The organism is Geodermatophilus sp. SYSU D00700, from assembly GCF_054050255.1.
Genome location: NZ_JBJGZA010000010.1, coordinates 99,232 through 122,332 on the forward strand (window position 1 = coordinate 99,232; position 23,101 = coordinate 122,332).

The window sequence follows — 23,101 nt, forward strand, 5'->3', positions numbered from 1 at the left end:
TCCCCCGCTCGTGAGGCGATGTCAACTCGCAGGGCGATGTCAGTCCGAGGACCATCAGGTGCGCAGGGTGTGGGCGGGGGTCACCCCGTAGGCGGCGCGGTAGGCGGCGGCGAACCGGTCGGGCTTGGCGAACCCCCAGCGGCGTGCGATCGCCGCCACCGTGTCCCCGGCGGTGGGGTCGGCGGCCTGCAGCTCCCGGTGCGCACCCTCCAGCCGCACCCGCCGCACATAGCCCATCGGGGACAGCCCGAGGTGGCGGGTGAAGGCCAGCTGCAGTGCCCGCGGGCCGACCCCGGCGGCGCGGGCGACGTCGGTCACGGTGATCCGCAGCGAGGCGTGCCCGTCCACGAACGCCACCGCCCGGCGCACCACCGCCGGCGCCACCGCGCCGGCGCCGGGCAGGTAGCCCGACGTCATCGTCGTGTTCGGGAACGCCGCCAGCGCGGTCGCCGCCACCAGCTCGGCCAGCTGCGCGGCGACCAGCGGCTCGGCCAGCCCGCTGCCGGGATCGGCCACCTGCTGGTGCACGAACCGCATCAGCCCCACCCACGTGCGGCGCATCGGCTCGGACACCGGTCCCATCCCGTCGAACCGGACATCGGTCCCGGGGACCCCCAGCCGCTCCTCGGCCACCCGCTCGATCACCGCCAGCGGCAGCCGCACGATGCCCACGTCCACGTCGTCCCACTCGTTCGTGAACGGCACGCCGGTCGGGCACCGGAACACCACGCCCGGTCGCGTGATGACCTGCTCCCGGCCCGCCACGTACCGGCACCCACCGCTCACCGGACTGGCCACCACGAGGTCGCTCAGCGGAGCGACCGCGCAGCGCATGCCCGCGGTGAACCGCAGCCGGTCCGCGGTCAGGTGACCGGCCGTTGCCGACCGGAGCTCGCAGGTGAACGACCCGCGGACGCCGGAGAACGCGAGCGGACGCTCCGAGCGGTAGAGGTCGGTGAGCACGGCCTGGGCGACGTCCGGCTCCCGGATCGACAGCTCGACGACCTCGACCGGCATGACGCGACTCCGAGGGTGCGCGTTCCAGGGGCCGTGGCTGGGCCGCCACCGGCAGCGCCGGCCCGGCCGACGGTAGCCGCCGACACCCGCGGTGCGAAGCCCTTCGCCCCGCAGCGCAGTGGATGCCGCTTCGCGCACGCACTCGACGGAGTACGGATGGGGCTACCCAGGTGGCCGCCGCGGTCACGCTCGCCGCCGCAATCTCACGCACGCCACCGCGATCACGCCCACGCACCCCGCCGCGATCTCAGGCTCGCATGACGCAATGGTGGCGCTCGCCGACAAGGGCGGAGTGGCCGACGAAGCTGCCGGCGCGCACGGTCGCCGGCCCGGGCACCCGTGGAGAAGCCTGGTGAGGACGGGCCGATCGGCCGCTCACCGTGTCCGTGCGGTCAGCCGCTTGGTGAACAAGACCAAGTCGTCACCGTCGGTCCACCAGTCCGGGACCTGGGCGATCCGGTCGTAGCCGCACCGGTGGTAGAAGGCGCGGGTACCGGCGTACTGCGGGGTGCCCGAGGTCCGCACGGCCAGCAAGCGCCCGCCGCGGGCGGACAGGTCGGATTCGGCGTAGCGCATCAGCATCCGTCCGGTACCGCGACCCTGCACATCCGGATGGACCGCGATCATGGTGAGGTCCCAGACGCGGTCGGCGGCCTCTTCGGGCCGGTAGTACACGACCGCCGTCACCGTCCTCGCCGCAGGTGGGCCGGCGAGCGCGGCGGGATGCACCGGCAACTCGGCCTCCTGGACCAGGCAGGTCCGACCATCGCCATCACCATCGCCGTCGCCGTCGCCCGGTCTCGGCATCCGGATGAGTGGTCCGAGCTCGTCGTCGAGGAAGGCCGCCTCGTCGGCCGTGAACATGCCGGCCGCGACGACGAGGTCGCGCACCGCCGCAAGGTCACTCGCGCGTAGTGGTCGCAGCACGACGGCCAGCCTCGACCATGCGATCCACACGGCGAAGCCCATTTCGGAGTCGTCGGTCATCGCCGACACGCGGGCGCGGCGCGCGGAGCGGAGGCCGAGTGGTTGGCGAACACCCACCTCGCCACGCCCGCCTCCACTCCGGTGGGCCGGTGGCCCTCACCGCGGCGAGTCCCACAGCACCGCCGGCGTCTGGGGGTCACGACCACCCGGGGGAGCTGCGGAAGCCCCGCCGACTGGCTCGGGGCCACCGACGGCGTGGACGCGCTGTACGTCGTCCTGCCCATCCGCGCCGACGCCCCGGAGCTCGTCGGCGCCCTGCTCGAGGCGACGCCGCCCGGGGCACACGTCGTCCTGCTCTCCGAGAGGGACGCCGATCAGGCCGGCCCCGTCGGGTGGTCCGTGCGGGCCGAGGACGTCGTCCGCAGCAGCGGCCACAGCCGGTCGATCCTGCGGCCGAGCTGGTTCATGCAGGTCTTCACCGACGCGCGCTCCTACGACGAGCACGGAGTCCCGGACGAGATCGACGGTCATCCGACAGCGGGCGACGCGGTGGGTGTGGAGCGCGGCCACGATGCTGGCGTCGAGGTCGACGACCCGGGACCGGCCGGGCTCCCGACCAGCCGCTGGCCGGGGCCCTCGCCCTCCACCACCCCGACACTGGGCCGGACCTGCAGCCGAGCGGTACGGAGGTCGAGGTCCCAGCAGCGCAGAGCGAGCGCCTCGAGGCGACGCATCCCGGTGGCCGCCGGCATGAGCTCGCGAGCGCGTCCTCAGCGTCTGCCCGATCGAGGAACCGGGGCCCCTGGGGGTCGCCGTGTGACGCGGTCTGCCGGGTCGGATCACCACGGGTCGGCCACGGCGCTCCGTGCTGCCTCGCCGATCCCGTCGAGGGAACCGGTCGAGGCAACCGGGAGCCTCCGTCACGGCCCCCTATGCGGAGCCACGCTGGAGGTGGTGAACGACCTCCTCGAGCTCGGCGGACGGCGACACGTCGAGGTACTCGCAGTCCTCGAGAGCCTCCGGCGCATGCCCGGGGGCCCAGTAGAAGGCCTGTCCCGCCTCGTAGGTCGAGTCACCGTCCTTGGTGTGCATGACCAGGCGACCGGAGATCATGTAGCCCCAGTGGGGGCAGGAGCAGAGGTCATCCGGAAGGCCGGCCAGACCCGACCGGAGGTCCGCCCCGGCCGGTAGGCGCACCCAGGCGATGTTGTTCTCACCGGCCCGGTCGGTCCGGAACTCCACACCTCCTCCCTCGATTGCCAGCGGCAGGTCCGTGCGGTCGAACGCGCGCATGGTGTCTCCTCGGTTCGAGTGGTCCGCGGGGCCGGATCAGGGCTCGATGTTCTGGTTCAGCCGGAACAGGTTCCCGGGGTCGTAACGCCGCTTCAGCTGCCGCAGGCGGTCGTAGTTGTTGCCGTAGTTGGCGCCGGCCCGTGACTGGTCGTCGGCCGAGGCGAAGTTGACGTAGCCACCCACTTCTGAGTGGGGGGCGATGGCCGCGTAGTAGTCGCGGACCCAGGCCGTGTTGCGCTCGTTGTCCGCCGGGTCCGGCCACATCCCCGCGATCACCGGCGCGAAGGACGCATCGCGGTGGCCGAACGCCGTGGCGTCCCCCGCCACGTCGTGGACGGCACCGTTGATCGGGTACAGGTGCACCGTCGAGTTGACGGTGGGCACCTGCGGCCCGTGCTCCATGTGCGCGGCGATCGCGTCGTCGGTGAGCTCCCTGACGAAGGCGGCCTTCCAGTAGTGCTGCAGCCCCGGCGGCACCAGGGCGTCGAACGCGCTGTTGAGCGCCGCGTACGGCATCTCCCCGATGTGCTCGGCCACCGGACGGGCCACCTGCCGGAAGCCGTCGAGCAGGCGCTCGCCCTCGGCCGGGTCGCCCGTCCAGCAGGACACCAGCGCCACGAACGGCTCCCCGACCCGGTTCTCCGGTACGAAGGGCAGCGGTGGCGCGATCTGGAAGGCGGGGAAGCCGCCGTACTCGCGCGGCGCCGTCCGGATGAACTCGCGGAAGTGGGTCAGGAGGGCCGTGCCGTCAGAGAGCTCGAAGAACATCGGACCGCCGTAGACCGTGGTCACCGGGTGCAGCCGGTAGGTGAACCGGGTGACGGCACCGAAGTTGCCGCCGCCACCGCGCAGTGCCCACAGCAGCTCGGGGTCTTCGGACTCACTCGCGATCACGACCGCCCCGTCGGCGGTCACCACCTCGGCGGACAGCAGGTTGTCGCAGGAGAGTCCGTAGCCGCGGCAGAGGTAGCCGATACCCCCGCCGAGCGTGAGGCCACCGATCCCGGTGGTGGAGATGATGCCACCGGTCGTCGCCAGGCCGTGAGCGGCGGTGACGTCGTTGAACCGGCCCCAGGTGGTGCCGCCCCCGGCGGTGGCCGTGCGGGTCTCGTCATCGACGTCCACCGCCTGCATGGCCGAGAGGTCCGCCACGAGCGCGTCGTCCGCGGTGCCGAAGCCCGGCACGCTGTGCCCGCCGCCGCGTACGGCCAGCGGGATCCCCGTCTCGGCGGCGTGCCGCACCACGGCCACGACGTCGGCCGTGTCCGCGCACCGGACCACCGCCGCCGGACGGGCGTCGATCATGGCGTTGTAGACGTGCCGGACGTCCTCGTAGTCCTCATCCCCCGGACGGACCAGGGGTCCTCGCACGCGATCGGCGAGGGCGTCGAACGCTGACATGACCATGGCTGCTCCTCGGATGGGTCGCGTTCTTCCGCTCGGGCGGGATGCGATCGACGGTAGGGACGTCGCGGCACCCGCACATGACCAGAAGTGCGCATCGACTCGCGGCCGCTCATGACCAGATCTGGTCATCGACGCGGCGGGCGTGCGCGGTCTAGCCTCGCTGTCGTGTCCGGCTGGGCACCACCGTCGCTGCCGGCGCGCTGGTCCTCACCGGCGCGTCCAGCCTTCGTCGGCCGGTGGTGCGAGCTGGCCACGTTCGAGGAGGTCTGGACCGCGGTTCTCGCCGGCAGCCGGCAGGTCGTCTTCGTCGGGGGCGAGCCCGGAGCAGGCAAGTCTCGCCTGGTCGCCGAGGTGTCCACCACCCTGCACCGGCACGGGGCCGCCGTGCTGGTGGGCACGTGCGCGGCGGAGTTCGGGCCGCCCTACCAGCCGTTCGGCGAGCCGCTCGCGGCACTGCTCGGCGCCCGGGGCGAGGCCAGGCAGGACGAGCGGCTGTCGCTCCTCGCGGGACGGAGCACAGTGGTGCATGCCGACGGTCCGTCGCACGAGCACCGCCGAGTGCTGTACGACGCGGCGGTCGAGGCCCTGTGCGACGCAGCCGCCGACCGACCGCTCGTCCTCGTGCTGGAGGATCTCCACTGGGCCGGGGCGTCGTCGTTGCAGCTGCTCGCGCACCTCGTGGAACGCACCGCGGACGCGCCGATCCTCCTGCTGGCCACCCACCGCACCACGGCGCCGGACCGCTCGGCGGGGCTGGTTCGCACCATCGCCCAGCTGTACCGGCTCGACGGCGTGCGACGGCTCGACCTCGCCGGCCTGGCGGCGGAGGACATCGCTCAGTACCTGGTCGTGGAGGGACACCTCTCCCCACGTGCCGCGCGCAGCGCGGCGACCGTGCTGCGGGACCAGACCGGTGGCAATCCGTTCTTCCTGCGCGAGCTGTGGCGGGACCACCTCGCGCGCGGCGGGGCGGGCCTGGCGGGAGGGAAGGCGCCGGCCTCGGTCCGGGACACGATCCTCAGCCGCCTGGAACGCCTGACGTCCCCCGGGCGACAGACCGTCGAGCTGGCCGCCGTCGTCGGGGAAGACGTCGATGTCGCCACCGTGCTCGCCGCGGCCGAGTGGAGTCGCGAGACCACCCTGGCCGGGCTGGACGAGGCCGTCGCGTTCGGTCTCATGGAGCTCGTACCGCCCTCGGACGACACGCTGCGGTTCCCGCACGCCCTGTGCCGGCAGGCGGTCCTCGACCTGATGCCGACCTCGCGTCGCCTCCACCTGCACGCCGGTGTGGCACAGGCGGTCGAGACCACCGTCCCGGATTCCGAGCGACGGACCCAGCGGCTGGCCTTCCACTACGCGCAGGCGCAGGCCCTCGGTCACGCCGCCGAGGCGCTGCGCTACCTGACCGACGCAGCCCGGGCGGCGGAGCGGAGTCTGGCCCACGAGGACGCGGCTGGGTGGTTCGAGCAGGCCGCTGGCCTCAGCGAGGACGACGCCGAGCGCAGTCGGCTGGTACTCGCTGCGGCGGGCAGCCACCTGCTCGCCGGCGACTTCGCGCGGGCCCGGGCAGTCGCCGAGCGAGTGGCGACCGACGCGGGATCCTCCGCTGAGCGGCTGGCCGGCGCGGTGGCGTACGAGGACGCGTCCTGGCGTCCGGGCCTCCCGGGGCACCGAGCGGTGGAGCTGCTCGTCGACGCCCTGGCGGGGATCGAGCCCGACCCGACCGACCCGCGCTACGTGCGGGGCCTGGCCAGCCTCGGCCGGGCGATGGCCTTCACCGGTGCCACCGCCGAGGCCGGCGCCCTCGGTCGTCGAGCGGTGAGGCTGGCGCGGGAGCAGGGGGACGACGACCTACTCGCCCACGCGCTCCAGGCCAGTCTGTGGAACGGCCTGCGCCCCAAGGACGCGCCGGACAAGCTGGCCCGCGCGGGAGAGCTGTCCCGGTTGGCCGACCGGACGGGCGCGCTGGGGCACCTGGGACCGGCGGCCTACTACCGCGGCGTCATCTCCTACCTGCAGGGCGAGCCCGTTGCCCTCGCACAGGCCCACGACGACCTCGTCCGGATGGCGCGGGCAACGGGCCAGACGTTCTTCGACTACATGGCCGGCTGCATCAGTTGCGCCCGGCAGTTCATGGCCGGGGACTTCGCCGCGGCGCACCGCACCTGTGGGGATCTGCTCGATCTGGGCACGTCGTTCGGCAGCGACGACACCGAGGGCCCGTGCGCCGTGCAGAGCTACATGATCCGGCGGGAGAGCGGGGCGGTCGGCCAGGTCCGCCACCTCATCAGCGGTGAAGAACGGCCCGAGGAGCACTGGGCACCGGGTCTGCTCGCCCTCTACACCGAGCTCGGGCTGGCCGTGCCGGCGGCGCGGCTGCTCGCGTGGTTGTCCGAGGGCCGGCTGGCGGGCTACGAGGACTCGGCGCAATGGCCGTGCGTCCTGGTGTACGCGGTCGAGGCGGCCCTCTTCCTCGAGGACCGGGCTGCGGGGCGGGCACTGCGCCCGCTGGTGGCCGAGTACGCCGGGACCAACCTCGTGGCCGGTCAGTTCGTCGCCGTGTTCGGCAGCGCCGACCGGTACCTCGGCGCCCTCGACTCACTGCTGGGCGAGCCGGCGGACGAGGAGCTGGCCTCGGCCGTTGAGATGGACACCCGCATGGGGTCCGCTGTGCACCTGGCCCACAGCCTCGCGGCGCAGGTGGTGCACGGTCGCCGGACGGGTGCCGACTCCAGGGTCATCGACGAGCTGGCCGGACGGGTCCGCGGGCTGGCGGAGCCCCTGGGACTCCAGCGCGTCCTGCGGATCCTCAGGGGGACGCGCGCGTCCGTGCCGGCACCCCGGCGGCCCGGGGGCCTGACGTTCCGCGAGACGGAGGTGCTCCGGCTGCTCGGGGAGGGTCTGCTCAACCGGGAGATCGCCGAGCGTCTGTTCATCAGCGAGAACACGGCCGCCAACCACGTACGCAGCATCCTGGTCAAGACCGGGTCGGGGAACCGTACCCAGGCGGCGGTGTTCGCCGCAGCTCACGGGCTGCTGGACCAGCAGCCACCCCTCAGAGCGGGGCCAGGGAACCGTCCGGCCGGATCGACGCGGTCATCTCGACGATGACGTCGGCGGGCAGCCCGGCGCGGGCGGCGGCACGGCGGATGGCCTCTGCGGAGGGCGCCTCGTACAGGCAGTAGGTCTTGCGCTTGTCGGCGGAGAGGAACGAGTAGAGCCACTGCACGCCTTCGTCGGCGTTGATCCGGTTGACCCCGTCCACGTCCTCGGCGCTGAGGTCCAGGTCGTCGGCGAATCGACGTTCGATCATGAAGACAGGCATCGGCCGGCCCTTCGACGGGCGTCCGACGGTACTCGGGCACGCCCACGATGGACCGACCGCACGCACGCATCCGGCGGGAGTCCGCCGCACACGGGCACCCCCGCAGTCCGCGACGAGCCACCGCGCACGACTCTCGGATCGGGAAGTTCCGTGTGCGTGCGGAGCCAGTCGCCTCTCGGACGCAGCAGACCCGAGGGAGCACCGGCCCGATGCTCGGCGCGGTCATCAGCGTCGGCAGGAACCGGTGCTCGGCTCCCTCGCGGCGCAGCGCGGCCTCGCAGTCGTCGATCTCGCCGTCCAGGACGTCGATCAGCGGCAGCGCGGCGGTCACGTCGCCGGCCCACGGCTCGGGCGGCCCCAGCCCCTCGAGCAGCCGCCGGCCGGCCACGCCGAACAGATCCGATACCGGACACGGGTGGCCAAAGGCCAGCAGGGTGGCGGGCCACCCGACGGCGTGGCGCCTGTGCGACGACGGGTTCGGCTGGCGCGCCGCGGTCACCTGGCGGCAGCTGCACGACTACGGCTGGGGCCGTCACCTCACGAGTGTGCCGCCGGAGCGCGTCCGCCTTCGGGCGCGGTGAGGCGCTGCACTCCCGATGAATGCCCCGGGATGTCGACCGCCGCGGCGTCGGGAGTCCTCGTCGTCCACCCGCTCGATGACCACCGCCGCGGAGGGATGCCCTCGGCCGAGGTGGGCGGTCCGCTCGTTGTTGATCGCTGATTGGTCGCGGGCCCGGCCCCGCGACCGCGTCAGGCCGCTGACCTGCGGTGATGCTCCCCCGATTGGACTCGAACCAATAACCCTGCGAGTTGATCTTGACATCGTCGGCAGCGGTTGGTTGGCGACGAACCTGCAGTTCAGCGGCCGTCCATGGCATCGGCCGACGTTGGTCATCGTCGGGCATCGAGGGTGGTTTGTTGGTCGTAAGTTGGTCGCGTCATCGCGGGCTCCTTGAAGCACTGAACCGCTGACGATTCGCCCGTGTGGACTTGACGCACCGTTGAGGGAATCGAGCCGCCGGAGCAGGATTCGGACACCCCCTCCAGGAGGCAGCCATGAGTCGCAGACACCAGCTGCTTCGCTCCGCGATAGCAGCGGCCGCGACCGTCGCGGCCGGCCTGTTGACCCGGGCAATGACCAAGGCCGCGAGCGCTCCCTAGGACGAAACTGTCGGCCCTCCCGGGTCCTCGAGTAGTGACCCTGGCTGACCGACGGGCATGGTCCACGCCATAGGGCACCACCTCACGGGTGGAGGACGACTGGCGCTCCCTGCTGGGCGGGCTGCCGCTCGAGCAACGCCCCAAGGCCTCCGCGGTGTACGAGCCACTCCACACCTCCCGACTTACACCTTCAGCAGCGTCGAGTCGAGCCCCGGGCATGAGACGCTCATGCTGTCCTCGTGGCGAAAGCCATGACGACGACGATCGACTTCGCCGCCCTCGCTGCCGGTGCCACCGTGGCCACGACCGCCGAGTTCCCCACCGCGACGACGCCGCGCACCCAGGCCGCGGACCCCGCGCTGGTCAAGCTGGTCGAGCAGGCCCGGAAGGAGGCAAGCGCCGCGAGCTGCCTGGTCGGATCTCGACGCAGCCGTTCGAGGGCCGCAAGGGCGCCAGCGAGTACACGACGATCGCAGGCGCACTGCACAAGGCCGCTCGCCAGGTCGGCTGCAAGGTCCAGGTCCGGCGGTTCGACGCCGACGCGACCAGCGCGCGGGTCACCTTCCGCGTCGCGCCGTGAGGCTGGTCGCCTATCTGCGTGTGTCCACGAACGTCCAGGCCGAGCGAGGATTCGGCCTGGACATTCAGGACGCGCAGGTTCGCCAGTGGGCGCAGGCCAACCACCACGAGATCGCGGCCGTGTGCAGGGACAAGGGCGTCTCGGGCACCACGGACGCGGTCGATCGGCCCGGCCTGGCGTGCGCCCTGGCGGGGATCCCTGGCGATGCTGACGCGGTCGTCGTCGCCAGGCTAGATCGGCCGGCGTCTTCGCGGAGCTGGATCGCAACATGATCACCAAGCGGCTGCGTGACGGTCGACGCGCCAAGGCTGCACAGGGCGGCAAGGCCGTCGGGCGCTATCCGTTCGGCTGGTCCAAGGACGGCGAGGTCGTGCGCGAGCAGCGCGTGCTCGTGGCCATGCGCGACCTCCGCCGAGACGGGCTGCGCTGGCAGGACGTCGCCGAACGGCTCAACGCCGGCGGCGCCGCCTACCGGCCCCGCAACGCCGACGCGTGGACGGCCGCCGGGCTGGCGAAGGTCGGTCGTCGGGCTGGCATCGGTTGAGCCCACCCGTCAGGACGGCGAGCGCCCGTCCAGGCCAGCGACGACGCCGACTGCGAACGAACCCACAGTCGGCGTTGCCGTCCCGCTCCCAGGCCATTGCAGCCGGTGATGCGAGAGCCGCCGAACTTGGGTAAAGCGTGCATCACCCACCGATGCCGACGCACGGACTGGCGACGACCAGCGCGCCCCGTTCCGGATGGGAGAGACACGTATACCGACGGTCAGGGGCGTGCGCACCCCCTACTGCCTAACGTCGGGGCCAGGGCTGGTGGGTTGGGCTTTGAGTCCCTCAGGTCCTGCCCCATTCATAATCGAGTTTTCGCAGGCGCTCCCACAACCTTCGTGCTCGCTCCGGGTCGTAATTCTTCGTCGTCAGTCCTTCCAGTTGTGGCGGGTGTCCGTGTTGCGCTCCTGGTGGTCGCCCCGGTCGCCGTCACCGAACCAGTCGCACAGGTCGACCAGGCGGGGTGCCCTCACGTCGGCGGTCTCGGACACGGCCAGGCCGGTCTCGGTGTCGATGACCAGGTCGAAGTAGACGACACCGTGCTCGAAGTACGCCAGGTCGGGAATGCCGGCCGCTTCGAACGCGGCGGCGTCCACCGGCCCGAGCGCGGGGTACGGGTACAGGATCGACGGCCCGTGGTACCACGCGTCGTACTCGGACGCGTCGGCGGAGATGATCTCGTGGTACGGCCCGGAGACGTCGAGCTCATCGATGGTCTCGCCGGTGTCGGCGCGCGTCAGGTCGATGGTGTAGTCGCCGCGCATCTTGAACAGCGTCGAGCCGTCGCCTCGCGTGGTCTGGCGCCCCACGCGTTCGCGTACGTCGCCGCTCGTGATCGTGACGGTCGTGCCGCACGCCTCGACCTCGACGGCGGCATCGTAGAAGTCGGGGCGCAGTTCTTCGATCGGTACCCATGGGCCACTGCTCTCGGGCGTGTCGTCGTGCGCCAGAGCCGGTGATGCCGTGAGGCTCAGACCGGCGCCTGCGACGATGACCAGGCTGCCGCGTACGAAACGGTTCATGGGGGGCTCCTCGCTGAGAGGTGTCAACCTGCAGTTGTTGGTGGTTTGACCTGCGCAGGGCCCTGATGAGCCTCCCCCTGACCCCGGGCAGGACTGTGAATTGCGCCACAGCGCATGTCCAGGGTCTTGCAGCGGATATTCAGGTCACCGTCGTCGTCGACCCGCCAGTCGTCACGACCCGCAGGCGGCCATTCACGGGGTCAGTGCGGCTGGTCCGCGCCATGAAGCGGCCGGAATGATCCAACTTCGCCTCTTGGCTTGAGGCCATCGCGGCGCTCTGGGATCACGAAGACCCACCCGCTGGTGGCGTTCTCGACTCAATCAGTAGCACGTCGGGGGAGCCAGCGGCACCAGCGGGTAGGACTTGAGGTGCTCAGACGTAGAACAGGTTGTTGTCCGGGTTCCCGTCCGCCAGGTTGCGCTTCGTGCACTCCTCCCACGGCACGTCGTAGGACACGTGGATCTCCGAGTAACCACCATTCGAGTAGGAACACGACTCGTCCGGCCCCCATGCGGGCACGTAGGCCACCGACGACGAGCTCGATGAGCTGACGGTCGTCGGCTGGTTGCCCTTCTGGGTGTAGGTCGTACGCGTCGTGGTCGTTCGGTCGATGTAATAAACGGCTCTGTAGGACTCGCCGTACCCGTCACCGTCCGTATCCACGACCGGTGACCAGTCGAGGAATGGAAGTCCCCCCATCCTTCTCACGCACGGTCGTGCTGCTCTGCACCGTGCAGGTGCGCGTGCCCCTGCTCTCGGTGTACGTGCCACCCTGCGCGGCGCACCACTCGGGCGAGAGGCGGTCGGGCTTTGGCGGCGGAGCCGCCTGTGCCGGGGTTGCGCCGGACAGGACGATGCCGACGCCCACCGCTGCGGCGGCACCGATGGTGCATGCAAGGCTGGTCTTCATCGGTTCCCACCACCCGCGATGTTGTCGATCGCGTTGAAGCTCCCGCGGTTCTGAAACAGCAGACAGAGCGTCCGGTCGCCGTTCTTGTCGAGCCTGTCGAGCGTCTCCTCCCGGACCTGGATCAGGAACTCCTCGGACGTGCCCGGCTCGAAGAGCGAACGGATGATTTCGAGCTGCTCGTTCTCGTCGGCGGCGGAGAACGGAGCGGGGCACGCTCCGACGGGTGGCGCCGCGGACGCGATCGGCGCAGCGACTAGCACGAGACCGGCGCCCACCGCGGCAGCTGCGGCGAGTTGAGTAAGGCGGTTCATGGCGATCAGTCCTTCCAGTCATGGTGGTAGCGACGCGACAGGTGGCCCGAGACCGTAGCGAAAAAGTCGAGCTTGTGGCGCGATGGCGTCGGGCGAGTTCGGCTAGAGCGTTTCGCTCGAAGGTTTGGATCAAGATTCATTACTCGACGTGTATAGGAGATGTCATGGCGCGACGCATTCCGCGTATAGTTTGCGCAGAGCGACGGCCCGGCGCCTATCTGCGAGGGCAGCAGCGGTGACTCCGACGGCGCGACCTGGCGCCGTGGCGGCCCTCCCGATGTGCGAGTCGATCACCACCGTGATGACGCACCGGAGCGCCACCCATGGACCGGATCAGGACACTGCTCGGCCGCGTCACCGAGCTCAGCGATGACGAGCTTTAAGCGCTGAAGAACCTCGTCCTCGAAGAGTTCGACGCCATGGGCTCGGACCCGGCGAAGGTCATGGGCGTCAACGAGGCCGAGCAGCTGGAGTCGCTGGCCGCCGCCGCGACGACCGTCAAGAACGAGGTCCGTCGCCGCGAGGACGCCGTTCTGCGATCGCACGAGGCGACGCGCGTGCTGGCGTCGTTCCGGACAGAGCCGGTCACGGTCTCACCGCGCGTCCCCGACGACCGGCTGCCCGTCCCCCGGCGGATGAGCACTGGCGGGGGCCGAGCCCTCACGGCCAGCGGCGTGGAGCTGTCCAACAGCGACGACTTCACCCAGGAGTTCCTGACCCAGCTACGCACCTACACCGTGGCGAGCAGGTCAGGAGCGTCGTGGACCGGCGCCCCGTCCGACGCGCCACACCGGGTCGTGGACCTGCGCCGGGTCAGCACCGTCTGCACGCGCCCCCAGAGGAGACGACCGTGGCGACTTCCTTCATCGCGCCACCGGCTCGCGGAACAACCTGAGCCCCTCATGGTCGACCGATCGGCGCCACCGAGGGCCGCCCGTTCTCACTGGAGATGCACAAGATCGAGAGGGACACACCTCTTGCTCGTAGGGACGGTGCTGAGGTGCACGACTCACGAGCGTCAGCCGCGCGTGATGGTGCGCCGTGGGGAAACTGCTCAGCGTCGTTGTCGGCGGCTACCGTCTGACGCCATGAGCGAGCGTGGGGCGGTCGAGGACCCCCTGGCCGGATGGGACCCTCGCCGTCGTGCGTCCCTGGAGCGCCTCTGGCAGCGGTTTCACGAGGCCGCCGGCGACGCCCGCCTCAGTGACGAACTGCTGGCCGAGCGCCGACAGGAGACCCGCGCAGCTGGCCGTGCCGGCCCCCACGGAGAGGTCGGCGTCGATCGGCGCCCCGGTTCCCGCCCGACTGACGGCGGCCCGAGCGGCGAGTGATCGTCCTTGACGCCTCCGCCCTGCTGACGCTGATCAACCGCGAGCCCGGCTGGGAGGTCGTGGCCCGCGCCGCGGCCAGCGACGATGCCACGATCAGCGCGGTCAACTACTCCGAGGTCCTGCAGAAGGCCGCCCGTGTCGGGATCGCCGCCGAGGAGATCGATGCCGCGCTCGACGAGCTGGCCATCTCCATCACGCCCTTCGGGCGGCTCGATGCCCGGCTCGCGGCGTCCTTCTACCGGCACCGGTCCGACCTGCTGGCCGACCGGGTCTGCCTGGCCCTGGGACGCAGCCTGTCCAGCGTCACCTACACCGCCGACCGATACTGGCTGAACTGGGCGGACGACCTCGATGTGCACGTGGTCGTCATCCGCTGACGCCGAGGACAGCGGGCTCGTGCGACCTCGACGCGCCTCGCCGACGCCGCTCGGAAGGCAGGATCTCCAGTCCTCCTCCGGTACGGCGCCCGACTCAGGAACGGGCCCCCGCCTCAGCACGTGACCTCGGCCTGCACAACGACCGGAGTCCCGTCGACAGGCTGGCTGAGGACCGGCGGCCACCGGAACCGGACCTTCAACAGCCGGGGCACGGCTCGCACGTGTCAACCCGGCGTCCACAGGTCCCGGTCGTCCCCAGCCGGCCCTCGCCTCGCCGGTCTCATACCACGGCGGCCCGGAGGCTGGCCACGGCTGCGGTGCCGACCTCCGCAGCGCAGCCCGCGGGAGCGCGAGGAGTCGTCATGGGAAGGCCGCCACTGCCGGTGGGGACCTTCGGCAAGATCGACTTCCTCGTGGTCGGCAAGGGCCGGGTGCGGGCCCGGGCCAGCTTCCGCGACTTCGACGGCCGGCGCCGCTTCGTGACTCGCTACGGCCTCACCCGCGCGCACGCCGAACGCCGTCTCCGCGAGGCCCTGCGCGACCGAGGCGGAATGACGACCCCGGCCGCGACCGCCGACAGCCGGCTGGCCACCGCCGCACAGCTGTGGCTGGCCGAGGTCGAGACCAGTGAGCTGGCCGCGGGCACCAAGCGGCTCTACCGCTTCGTCGTCGACTCCTACGTCCTGCCCGGCCTGAGCGAGCTGCGGCTGCGCGAGATCACCGTCCCCGCGGTCGACCGGCTGCTGACCGCCGTCCGCAGCAGCCACGGCGCCGGCGCGGCCAAGTCCACCCGCAGCGTCCTGTCCGGGATCCTCGCCCTCGCCGTCCGCCACGGTGCCCTGCCCACCAACCCGGTCCGCGAGACCTCCCTGCGGCGCACCGCCCGCCCGGGGAAGACCCCGCGGGCGCTCACCGTCGCCGAGGCCCAGCGACTGCGAGAGGAACTCGCCGCCGACCCCGAGGCCGTCCGCCTGGACCTGCCCGACTTCGTTGACCTCATGCTCGGCACCGGCGTGCGCATCGGCGAGGCCTGCGCCATCCGCCCGACCGCGGTCGACCTGGACGCCGCCACCCTGGCGGTCACCGCCACCGTCGTCCGCGTGCCCGGCCTCGGCCTGGTCATCCAGGAGGTGCCCAAGTCCGACGCCGGGCGGCGCACCATCGCCCTGCCGCCGTTCGTCGTCGACCTGCTCCGCCGCCGCTGCGCCGCCATCCCCTCGGACGCCGACCCGCCGGTGCTCTTCCGCAGCCCGCACGGCCGGCTGCGGGATCCCAACAACACCAGCGGCGACCTGCGCAAGGCGCTCGACCGGGCCGGCTTCGACTGGGTCACCTCCCACACGTTCCGCAAGACCGTCGCCACCCGGCTCGACGAGGCCGGACTGTCCGCCCGGCAGATCGCCGACCACCTCGGCCACACCCGGCCCAGCCTCACCCAGGACGTCTACATGGGCCGCCGGCTCGCCAGCCCCGAAGCCGCCGCCGCACTGCAGCGCACCCTGTAGCAGCACCCTGCAGTCCAGGCCGCCCGGCTCCGCCCACGGCCACTCCCCGCGCGACCGCGCCGTCCTCGGCCACCGTCGCGCCGTCTCCGGAGATGCCTCGATGACAGTCACACCGGGCTGTGCGAGAGGAAGTTTGTTGGTCGCCTGTTGGTCCTTGGTAGATCAACTACCGACCGGACAAGCCGCTGACCTGCGGTTTTGCTCCCCCGATTGGACTCGAACCAATAACCCTGCGATTAACAGTCGCATGCTCTGCCAATTGAGCTACGGGGGACGGGCGGGCGTGGCCCGCGCGCAGGTCCAGAGTACCTGACGGCCCCGGGCGCCCTGCGCAGGCTCCTCCGATCGCGGACAGTCGCGTCCGCCCGTAGCGTGATCAACAGGTCGTTCACGTCTCGAACACGGAGGTCCCCGTGGCCAAGTTCTCCTTCCTCCTCGGCTTCGGTGCCGGCTACGTCCTCGGCGCGAAGGCCGGGCGCGAGCGCTACGAGCAGATCCTCGGCCTGTGGTCCGACGCCAAGGACAACCCGCAGCTGCAGGGACTCGCCGGCATGGCCCAGGCCCGCGCCGACGACGCCATCAGCTCCGTGAAGTCGAAGATGGGCCGCGACACCGGCTCCGACACCACCGCGGTCCGCAGCACCGGCACGACGACGACGCCTCCGGCGACGACCACCGAGTCCCCCGACCTCACCGCACTGCCGGCCGACCCGCCCCCGGTCGGCTGAGCCGGGCGCGCCGCCGGGCAGATCCGCGACAGCAGCAGCCCGCGAGGGCGACTCAGCCGGGCTGCTCGGCGGCCAATGCCTCCTCGAGCTTGGCGCGCGCCACGGCACGGGCCTCCGGGTCGGTGCGGTCGGCGTCGTCGTCGAACACGACGGTCCACTCACGGGCGGCCTGACCGGGCACCCGCCGGGCCACCAGCAGCACTCCTCCCCCGCCGGGCAGCGGCGAGCGGCGGCTCGCGACGACGGTCTGGTCGACCCGCCGGCGCACCACGGCCGGCAGGTCGCCGGCGTCGGTGAGCGCGTACCGCTCGGCGGGCTCGCGCGCCTGCACCCCGGGCTCGACCTCGGTCAGCGCGGTCACGGTGAACGTCCCGCCGCCGTCGTTCGTCGCCGCCCAGCGTGCCGACCCGACCTCGTGCCAGCGCAGCACGTCCACCCCCGCCGCCTCCTCGAGCGGCAGTCCGGCCGGGACCACGCGCAGCCCGCGGCTGGTCGCCACCAGCCAGCCCTGCCCGCGCACGAGCTCTCCCCAGGCCAGCACCCGTTCGTCGGCGTCCGCCGAGCCCTGGACGACGGCGCGCACCGGCTCGGGCGGGCGGGTGAGCCGCCGGCGCAGGCGCGCTCGGAGGGTCACGTCAGCCCGCCGATCGCCCGCTGCCGCAGCGAGATGGCCTCCTGCTCGAGCGCCATCAACCGGGAGAACGCGCGCATGTACTCGTCGCCCTGCTCGACCGGGTTCATCCGCTGCAGCTTGGCCTTGAGCGCGGTCACCTGCCGGACGGTGGCCATCTCCTGCAGCCGCGCGAGCACCGCGGTGACGTACCCCGCGTCGGCCTCGCCCACCGAGCGCAGCGGCTCCACCGCCAGCGCGGTCAGCTGCGCGCGGGCGGTCTCCCGGTCGCAGTGCGCGGCCACCTCGTCCAACCACGCCGGACCCGACACCCGGGCGGCCGCCGCTCCCCCGGCCTGCGCCACGGCCGCGGCGACGGCGGCGTAGTCGGGGTCGGTGTAGGCGGCCGGCGGCACCGCGTCGAACGACGGCCCGGCGATCTCGGGCACCTGCAGCGCCGCCTTGACCGCCTCGCGCTCGACGGCGAGCGCGGCGTCGTCGGGCGTGCGCTTCGGGGTCCGCGGCCGGCGCGGCGGGGCGGTCTCCCCACCGGTGATCCGGCGGACCCGCTCGAGCACCTCGGCCTCGTCGGTGTCCCCGATCAGGCCGGCCAGCCGGCGGGCGTAGGCGGGGCGCAGCGCGTGGTCCTTGACCTGGGCCAGCAGCGGCGCGGTCCGGTCGAGCGCGGCCACCCGGCCCTCGACGGTGTCGAGGTCGTACTCGGCCAGCGTCGTCCGCAGCACGAACTCGATCAGCGGCGTCCGCCGGGCCACCAGGTCGCGGACGGCGGCGTCACCGTGCGCCTGGCGCAGCTCGCAGGGGTCGCGGCCGTCGGGCTCGACGGCGACGAACGTCTGCGCGACGAAGCGCTGGTCCTCCTTGAACGTCTTCATCGCCGCCGCCTGTCCCGCGGCGTCGCCGTCGAAGGTGTAGACGACCTCCCCGCGGAACTCGTCCTGGTCCATGAGCAGCCGCCGCAGCACGCTGATGTGCTCGGGCCCGAACGCGGTGCCGCAGGAGGCGACCGCCGTCGTCACCCCGGCCAGGTGGCAGGCCATGACGTCGGTGTAGCCCTCGACGACGACGGCCTGGTGCCGCCGGGCGATGTCGCGCTTGGCCCGCTCGATGCCGTAGAGGACGGTGCTCTTCTTGTACAGCGGCGTCTCGGGGGTGTTGAGGTACTTGGGGCCGGGGTCGTCGTCCATGAGCTTGCGGGCGCCGAACCCGATGACGTCGCCGGTGATGTCGCGGATCGGCCAGACCAGCCGCCGGTGGAAGCGGTCGATGAGCGTGCCGCGCGAGGACTCCTTGGCCAGCCCCGCCGTCACCAGCTCCTGCTGGGTGTAGCCCTTCCCGCGCAGGTGCCGGGTCAGGGCGTCCCAGCCGCCGGGCGCGTAGCCGCAGCCGAAGTCGACGGCGACCTGCCGGTCGAAACCGCGGTCGGCGAGGAACTGCCGGGCCGGCGCCGCCTCGGGGCTGCGCAGCTGCTCGGCGTAGAAGTGCGCGGCCTCGGTGTTCGCGGCGACCAGCCGCGCGCGCTGCCCGGCCTGGGCACGATCGGGCGCACCGGTGGGCCGGCCGCCGTCGTCCTCGTACTTCAGGTCGATGTTCGCTCGAACCGCCAGTCGCTCGACGGCCTCGGTGAAGCTCAGGTGGTCGATCTGCTGGACGAAGCTGATGACGTCGCCGCCCGCGCCGCAGCCGAAGCAGTGGAAGAGGTTGCGCGAGGGCGTGACGTGGAACGACGGCGACTTCTCGTCGTGGAACGGGCACAGTCCCTTGAGGCTGCCGCCCCCGGCGCGCTTGAGCTGCAGGTGCTCGCCGACCACCTCGTCGATCCGGCTGCGCTCGCGCACCAGCGCGATGTCCGCGGCTCGGATGCGTCCCCGGCCGGCCATGGGCCCCCTCCGTCGTGCTGCTGCCGGGACGCCCGTGCGCGTCCCGGACCGATCATCCCCTCCCCGGACGACGGACCGGCAGCGGCCGGGTCAGCTGCTGCCGGCCGCCGCCGCGCCGCCGGTCGTGGCGGCGATCGTCGTGGCGGTCTGACGGCGGTCGAGCACCAGCTGCACCCACAGCAGGAAGACCTGCGCCTCCAGGGACAGCGAGTCGTCGGCGGTCACGGTGGGACGGGGCGACCAGCCGCCGGTCGTGCCGCCCCCGCCCACCGTGCGCCCGCCCGAGGTGTACCGCCGCGTGCCCTTCCACCAGGACACCGTCTCGACGTCGACCGGCACGCCGTCGAGGTCGGCGCGCCACGTCCCCCGCCACGCCGACGTCTGCACCGCCCGCAGCCGGGCGGCGTCCTCGGGGTCGGCGGTGAGCCGGCCGACCAGGTCCCGCTTGCGCCTGGTGAACACCCACTCGCGGTCGCCCACCACCGCGGTGGCGGCCTCCTTCCAGCCGGCGGCCCGCAGGACGGCCACCACCTCGCCGTCGCGCAGGACGGGCAGCTCCCGGCTGCCCCTGCCCAGCTCCAGCACGCGCCCTCCTCAGCCGATGCCCGGTGCCCCCGCGACGCTCTCCCCGGTCACGCGGTAGAGCAGGTAGGCGGCGGTCTCCCGCAGGATGTACCGGAACTGCGTGCCGCGGGTCCGCACCGCCGGCCCCTGCCGGGTGGGCGAGCTCTCGACGGTGAAGCCGGCGTCCTCGGCCATCCGCTCGGCGCGCATCGCGTGCCACGGGTCGGTCACCAGGACGGCGCTGGACCACCCGCGCTCGGCGAACGCGGTGCCGACGGCGCGCACGCTCTCCAGCGTGTCCACCCCCTCGGGCACGGCGAGCAGCGACTCCTCGGGGATCCCGGCGTCGAGCAGGTAGGCGCGGCCGGCCTCGGCCTCGGTGAACTGGTCCCCCGCCGCCTTGCCCCCGACGGTGACGACGACCGGCGCGACGCCGTCCTCCCACAGCGCCGCGGCGTGCTCGAGCCGCGCCTCGAAGATCGACGACGGGACGCCGTTGTACTGCGCCGAACCGAGCACGACGATCGCGTCCGACGACGGCCGGCCGTCCTGCCGCGCGGTCCACCAGATGGCGACCGCCGTGGAGGCGACCAGGAGCAGGGCGGCGAGGACGCCGGCGGCGAACACCCGCGACACCAGAGCTCCGACCCGTGCCACCGGTCATGGATAACACGGGGCGTGTGCCGTCCGTGGCAGCCGTGGCCGGTGTGGCGCCGCCCCTCAGGAGCCGGACGTGCTCCCGCCCAGCACCGCGCGGCCGGCCTCCAGCCGGGCGACGGGTACCCGGAACGGCGAGCAGGAGACGTAGTCCAGGCCCACCTCGTGGAAGAAGTGCACCGAGTCCGGATCACCGCCGTGCTCGCCGCAGACACCGAGCTTGAGGTCCGGCCGCGCCGACCGCCCCTCCTCGGCGCCGACCCGCACGAGGCGGCCGACGCCGGGCAGGTCGAGCGACTCGAACGGCGAGACGCCGAAGATGCCCTTGTCGAGGTAGGCGTGGAAGAACGCGGCCTCGACGTCGTCGCGGGAGAAGCCCCAGGTCATCTGGGTGAGGTCGTTGGTTCCGAAGGAGAAGAACTCGGCCGACCGGGCGAGCTCCGCGGCGGTCAGCGCCGCCCGCGGGACCTCGATCATCGTGCCGATGAGGACGTCGAGCTCGACGCCGCACTCCTCGAACACCTGGGCGAGCACCTGCTCGGACTCCTCGCGGATCGCCTCGAGCTCCTGCACCGCGCCGACCAGCGGGATCATGACCTCCGGCCGCGGGTCGCCCCCGGCCGCCCGGCGCTCGCAGGCCGCCTCGGCGATGGCCCGCACCTGCATCGCGAACAGCCCGTGCACCACCAGGCCCAGCCGGACGCCGCGCAGCCCGAGCATCGGGTTCTGCTCGTGCAGCCGGCGGACGGCGGCCAGCAGCCGCAGGTTGGCCTCGTCCGGGTGACCCTGCGCCTCGGCGACGGCCACCCGCACCGACAGGTCGGTGAGGTCGGGCAGGAACTCGTGCAGCGGCGGGTCGAGCAGCCGCACGGTCACTGGCAGCCCGTCCATGGCCTCGAAGATCTCCAGGAAGTCCTGCTTCTGCAGCGGCGCGAGCGCGTCGAGGGCCTGCTGCTTGCCCTCGTCGTCCTCGGCGAGGATCAGCTTCTCCACGAGCTGCCGCCGGTCGCCCAGGAACATGTGCTCGGTGCGGCACAGCCCGATCCCCTGGGCGCCGAACCGGCGGGCGCGCGCGGAGTCCTCGGGGGTGTCGGCGTTGGTGCGGACGGCGAGCCGGCGCACCCGGTCGGCGTGGGTGAGGACCCGGTGCACGCTGCGCACCAGGTCGTCGGTGTCGCCGGCGTCCGGGTCGATCTCGCCCTCGAAGTAGCGGACGACGGCGGAGTCCTCGACCGGCACCTCGCCCAGCCAGACGCGCCCGGTGGAGCCGTCGATGGAGACGACGTCGCCCTCTTCCACGGTGACGCCGCCGGGCGCGGTGAAGCGCCGGTTCTTCGTGTCGACCTGCAGCTCCTCGGCGCCGCACACGCAGGTCTTGCCCATGCCGCGGGCGACGACGGCGGCGTGCGAGGTCTTGCCGCCGCGGCTGGTCAGCACGCCCTCGGCGGCGATCATCCCGGCGAGGTCGTCGGGGTTGGTCTCCCGCCGGACCAGGACCACCTCCTCCCCCCGGTCGGCCCACTGGACGGCGGTCTCGGAGGAGAACACCGCCTTCCCGACGGCGGCGCCGGGTGAGGCGTTCATGCCCTGGGTGAGCTGGCGGGCGTCGCCGCCGGAGACGAACCGCGGGAACATCAGCTGGGCGAGCTGGTCGCCGCTGACCCGGCGGACGGCCTCGTCCATGTCGATGAGGCCCTCGTCGACCAGCTGGGTCGCGATGCGGAAGGCCGCCGCCGCGGTCCGCTTGCCCACCCGGGTCTGCAGCATCCAGAGCTTGCCGCGCTCCACGGTGAACTCGATGTCGCACAGGTCGCGGTAGTGCGACTCGAGGGTGCTCATGATCGACAGCAGCTCACGGTAGGCGCCGGCGTCGATCCGCTCGAGCTCGGGCAGCGGCACGGTGTTGCGGATGCCGGCGACGACGTCCTCGCCCTGCGCGTTCTGCAGGTAGTCGCCGTAGACGCCCTGCTCGCCGCTGCCCGGGTCGCGGGTGAACGCGACGCCGGTGCCGGAGTCCATGCCGAGGTTGCCGAACACCATGGAACAGACGTTGACCGCGGTGCCGGCGTCACCGGGGATCCGCTCGCGGCGGCGGTAGAGGACAGCGCGCGGCGAGTTCCACGAGTCGAAGACGGCGTTGACCGCCAGGTCCATCTGCTCGCGCGGGTCCTGCGGGAAGTCGCGGCCGGTGTGCTCGCGCACGATCGCCTTGAACCGGTCGACGACGTCGCGCAGGTGCTCGGCGTCGAGGTCGAGGTCGAGGTCGGTGCCCTGCTCGCGCTTGGCCTCGTCGAGGGCCTCCTCGAACGCCTCGCCCTCGATCCCCAGCACGGTCTTGCCGAACATCTGGATCAGCCGGCGGTAGGAGTCCCAGGCGAAGCGGTCGCTGCCCGACTGGGCCGCCAGGCCCTGCACCGAGTCGTCGTTGAGGCCGACGTTGAGGACGGTCTCCATCATCCCGGGCATCGACGCCGCGGCGCCCGAGCGGACCGAGACCAGTAGCGGGTCGGTCGCGTCCCCGAGGGTCTTGCCCATCGCCTTCTCCAGCGCCGTCAGGTGCTCGGTGACCTGGTCGGCGAGGTCGGGCGGGGTGCTGCCGTGCTCGAGGTACCAGCGGCAGGCGTCGGTGGTGATGGTGAACCCGGGCGGGACCGGCAGCCCCAGGTTGGTCATCTCGGCGAGGTTGGCCCCCTTGCCGCCGAGTAGGTCCTTCTGGTCCTTGCTGCCCTCGCTGAAGTCGTAGACCCAGGTGGCCGTGCCCGTACCGCTGCCCACCGTGCACCTCCGCGCTCGTCCCGCCGGCTGCCGTCCGCCTGCCGGGCGCGGCGTCGCGGGGTCCCCGTCGGCCGCTCCGGCGAGCGCGGCCCCGGGTCCCCGGTCGGGGGTAGACGTCTCATACGTCCACCCGGAGCCAGGCAGCGATCGTGAC

General features: G+C 72.4%; 20 protein-coding genes and 1 tRNA gene. 6 read left to right on the forward strand and 15 right to left on the reverse strand.

The window, feature by feature from the left end; translation table 11 throughout:
- Positions 1–54: 54 nt before the first annotated feature.
- The 4 genes from ACI79V_RS10400 to ACI79V_RS10415 form a co-directional block, all read right to left on the reverse strand.
- A complete protein-coding gene (locus ACI79V_RS10400; RefSeq protein WP_456888950.1) occupies positions 55–1,017 on the reverse strand; it encodes an AraC family transcriptional regulator in 963 nt (320 codons plus the stop codon).
- A 375-nt stretch (positions 1,018–1,392) separates the two neighbouring features.
- Entirely contained in the window at positions 1,393–2,004 is a 612-nt protein-coding gene (locus ACI79V_RS10405; RefSeq protein WP_456888952.1) for a GNAT family N-acetyltransferase, read from the reverse strand.
- Between the two features lie 870 nt (positions 2,005–2,874).
- On the reverse strand, positions 2,875–3,237 hold the full coding sequence (locus ACI79V_RS10410) for a hypothetical protein (protein ID WP_456888955.1): 363 nt from the start codon (positions 3,235–3,237) through the stop codon (positions 2,875–2,877).
- A gap of 36 nt (positions 3,238–3,273) precedes the next feature.
- The gene (locus ACI79V_RS10415) at positions 3,274–4,644 is read right to left on the reverse strand and encodes an FAD-binding oxidoreductase (protein WP_456888957.1); all 1,371 of its coding nucleotides are present in this window, start codon (positions 4,642–4,644) and stop codon (positions 3,274–3,276) included.
- A 165-nt stretch (positions 4,645–4,809) separates the two neighbouring features.
- Between ACI79V_RS10415 and ACI79V_RS10420 the strand changes: the two genes are divergently transcribed.
- Positions 4,810–7,755, forward strand: coding sequence for an ATP-binding protein (locus tag ACI79V_RS10420; RefSeq protein ID WP_456888959.1), 2,946 nt, complete (start codon positions 4,810–4,812; stop codon positions 7,753–7,755).
- On the opposite strand, the gene ACI79V_RS10425 is transcribed toward ACI79V_RS10420, so the two are convergent.
- Entirely contained in the window at positions 7,700–7,969 is a 270-nt protein-coding gene (locus ACI79V_RS10425) for a DUF4242 domain-containing protein (protein ID WP_456888960.1), read from the reverse strand. The genes ACI79V_RS10420 and ACI79V_RS10425 overlap by 56 nt on opposite strands.
- Positions 7,970–9,356: 1,387 nt before the next feature.
- Complete coding sequence (locus tag ACI79V_RS10430) at positions 9,357–9,497, reverse strand: hypothetical protein (protein WP_456888962.1); 141 nt, start codon at positions 9,495–9,497, stop codon at positions 9,357–9,359.
- Between the two features lie 209 nt (positions 9,498–9,706).
- Here ACI79V_RS10430 and ACI79V_RS10435 point away from each other — a divergent pair, with 209 nt between their 5' ends.
- On the forward strand, positions 9,707–9,982 hold the full coding sequence (locus tag ACI79V_RS10435; protein WP_456888964.1) for a recombinase family protein: 276 nt from the start codon (positions 9,707–9,709) through the stop codon (positions 9,980–9,982).
- Positions 9,979–10,254 carry a hypothetical protein gene (locus ACI79V_RS10440; RefSeq protein WP_456888966.1) on the forward strand — a complete coding sequence of 92 codons (276 nt, stop codon included), beginning with the start codon at positions 9,979–9,981 and terminating at the stop codon, positions 10,252–10,254. Before ACI79V_RS10435 ends, ACI79V_RS10440 begins: the two co-directional genes overlap by 4 nt.
- 372 nt (positions 10,255–10,626) lie before the next feature.
- On the opposite strand, the gene ACI79V_RS10445 is transcribed toward ACI79V_RS10440, so the two are convergent.
- The 3 genes from ACI79V_RS10445 to ACI79V_RS10455 all read right to left on the reverse strand — a co-directional run bounded on the left by ACI79V_RS10445 (position 10,627) and on the right by ACI79V_RS10455 (position 12,502).
- The gene (locus ACI79V_RS10445) at positions 10,627–11,280 is read right to left on the reverse strand and encodes a hypothetical protein (protein WP_456888968.1); all 654 of its coding nucleotides are present in this window, start codon (positions 11,278–11,280) and stop codon (positions 10,627–10,629) included.
- A gap of 373 nt (positions 11,281–11,653) precedes the next feature.
- Positions 11,654–11,800 (reverse strand): hypothetical protein, encoded by a 147-nt coding sequence (locus ACI79V_RS10450; RefSeq protein WP_456888971.1) that lies wholly within the window; start codon positions 11,798–11,800, stop codon positions 11,654–11,656.
- Positions 11,801–12,187: 387 nt separating this feature from the next.
- On the reverse strand, positions 12,188–12,502 hold the full coding sequence (locus ACI79V_RS10455; RefSeq protein ID WP_456888973.1) for a hypothetical protein: 315 nt from the start codon (positions 12,500–12,502) through the stop codon (positions 12,188–12,190).
- Between the two features lie 1,327 nt (positions 12,503–13,829).
- Here ACI79V_RS10455 and ACI79V_RS10460 point away from each other — a divergent pair.
- A complete protein-coding gene (locus ACI79V_RS10460) occupies positions 13,830–14,210 on the forward strand; it encodes a PIN domain-containing protein (RefSeq protein WP_456888976.1) in 381 nt (126 codons plus the stop codon).
- Positions 14,211–14,572: 362 nt separating this feature from the next.
- On the forward strand, positions 14,573–15,715 hold the full coding sequence (locus ACI79V_RS10465) for a site-specific integrase (RefSeq protein WP_456888978.1): 1,143 nt from the start codon (positions 14,573–14,575) through the stop codon (positions 15,713–15,715).
- Positions 15,716–15,916: 201 nt separating this feature from the next.
- On the opposite strand, the gene ACI79V_RS10470 is transcribed toward ACI79V_RS10465, so the two are convergent.
- Positions 15,917–15,989, reverse strand: a tRNA-Asn gene (locus ACI79V_RS10470).
- A 139-nt stretch (positions 15,990–16,128) separates the two neighbouring features.
- Between ACI79V_RS10470 and ACI79V_RS10475 the strand changes: the two genes are divergently transcribed.
- Positions 16,129–16,443: a hypothetical protein gene (locus ACI79V_RS10475; protein ID WP_456888981.1), complete on the forward strand. Its 315-nt coding sequence runs from the start codon at positions 16,129–16,131 to the stop codon at positions 16,441–16,443.
- A gap of 52 nt (positions 16,444–16,495) precedes the next feature.
- On the opposite strand, the gene ACI79V_RS10480 is transcribed toward ACI79V_RS10475, so the two are convergent.
- The 5 genes from ACI79V_RS10480 to ppdK all read right to left on the reverse strand — a co-directional run bounded on the left by ACI79V_RS10480 (position 16,496) and on the right by ppdK (position 22,947).
- On the reverse strand, positions 16,496–17,077 hold the full coding sequence (locus ACI79V_RS10480) for a hypothetical protein (protein WP_456888982.1): 582 nt from the start codon (positions 17,075–17,077) through the stop codon (positions 16,496–16,498).
- Complete coding sequence (gene dnaG, locus ACI79V_RS10485) at positions 17,074–18,951, reverse strand: DNA primase (protein ID WP_456888983.1); 1,878 nt, start codon at positions 18,949–18,951, stop codon at positions 17,074–17,076. Before dnaG ends, ACI79V_RS10480 begins: the two co-directional genes overlap by 4 nt.
- A gap of 90 nt (positions 18,952–19,041) precedes the next feature.
- On the reverse strand, positions 19,042–19,536 hold the full coding sequence (locus ACI79V_RS10490) for a hypothetical protein (protein ID WP_456888985.1): 495 nt from the start codon (positions 19,534–19,536) through the stop codon (positions 19,042–19,044).
- Between the two features lie 9 nt (positions 19,537–19,545).
- The gene (locus ACI79V_RS10495) at positions 19,546–20,172 is read right to left on the reverse strand and encodes a YdcF family protein (RefSeq protein ID WP_456888987.1); all 627 of its coding nucleotides are present in this window, start codon (positions 20,170–20,172) and stop codon (positions 19,546–19,548) included.
- Between the two features lie 63 nt (positions 20,173–20,235).
- Positions 20,236–22,947 carry a pyruvate, phosphate dikinase gene (gene ppdK, locus ACI79V_RS10500; RefSeq protein ID WP_456888990.1) on the reverse strand — a complete coding sequence of 904 codons (2,712 nt, stop codon included), beginning with the start codon at positions 22,945–22,947 and terminating at the stop codon, positions 20,236–20,238.
- Positions 22,948–23,101: the final 154 nt, after the last annotated feature.

Bases quoted from the DNA above. Each gene is read 5' to 3' on its own strand.
- ACI79V_RS10440 (WP_456888966.1), top strand. From the start codon at position 9,979: ATGATCACCAAGCGGCTGCGTGACGGTCGACGCGCCAAGGCTGCACAG.
- ACI79V_RS10465 (WP_456888978.1), top strand. From the start codon at position 14,573: ATGGGAAGGCCGCCACTGCCGGTGGGGACCTTCGGCAAGATCGACTTC.
- ACI79V_RS10455 (WP_456888973.1), bottom strand. From the start codon at position 12,502: ATGAACCGCCTTACTCAACTCGCCGCAGCTGCCGCGGTGGGCGCCGGT.
- ACI79V_RS10445 (WP_456888968.1), bottom strand. From the start codon at position 11,280: ATGAACCGTTTCGTACGCGGCAGCCTGGTCATCGTCGCAGGCGCCGGT.
- ACI79V_RS10425 (WP_456888960.1), bottom strand. From the start codon at position 7,969: ATGCCTGTCTTCATGATCGAACGTCGATTCGCCGACGACCTGGACCTC.
- ACI79V_RS10410 (WP_456888955.1), bottom strand. From the start codon at position 3,237: ATGCGCGCGTTCGACCGCACGGACCTGCCGCTGGCAATCGAGGGAGGA.
- ACI79V_RS10415 (WP_456888957.1), bottom strand. From the start codon at position 4,644: ATGGTCATGTCAGCGTTCGACGCCCTCGCCGATCGCGTGCGAGGACCC.
- ACI79V_RS10400 (WP_456888950.1), bottom strand. From the start codon at position 1,017: ATGCCGGTCGAGGTCGTCGAGCTGTCGATCCGGGAGCCGGACGTCGCC.
- dnaG (WP_456888983.1), bottom strand. From the start codon at position 18,951: ATGGCCGGCCGGGGACGCATCCGAGCCGCGGACATCGCGCTGGTGCGC.
- ACI79V_RS10405 (WP_456888952.1), bottom strand. From the start codon at position 2,004: ATGACCGACGACTCCGAAATGGGCTTCGCCGTGTGGATCGCATGGTCG.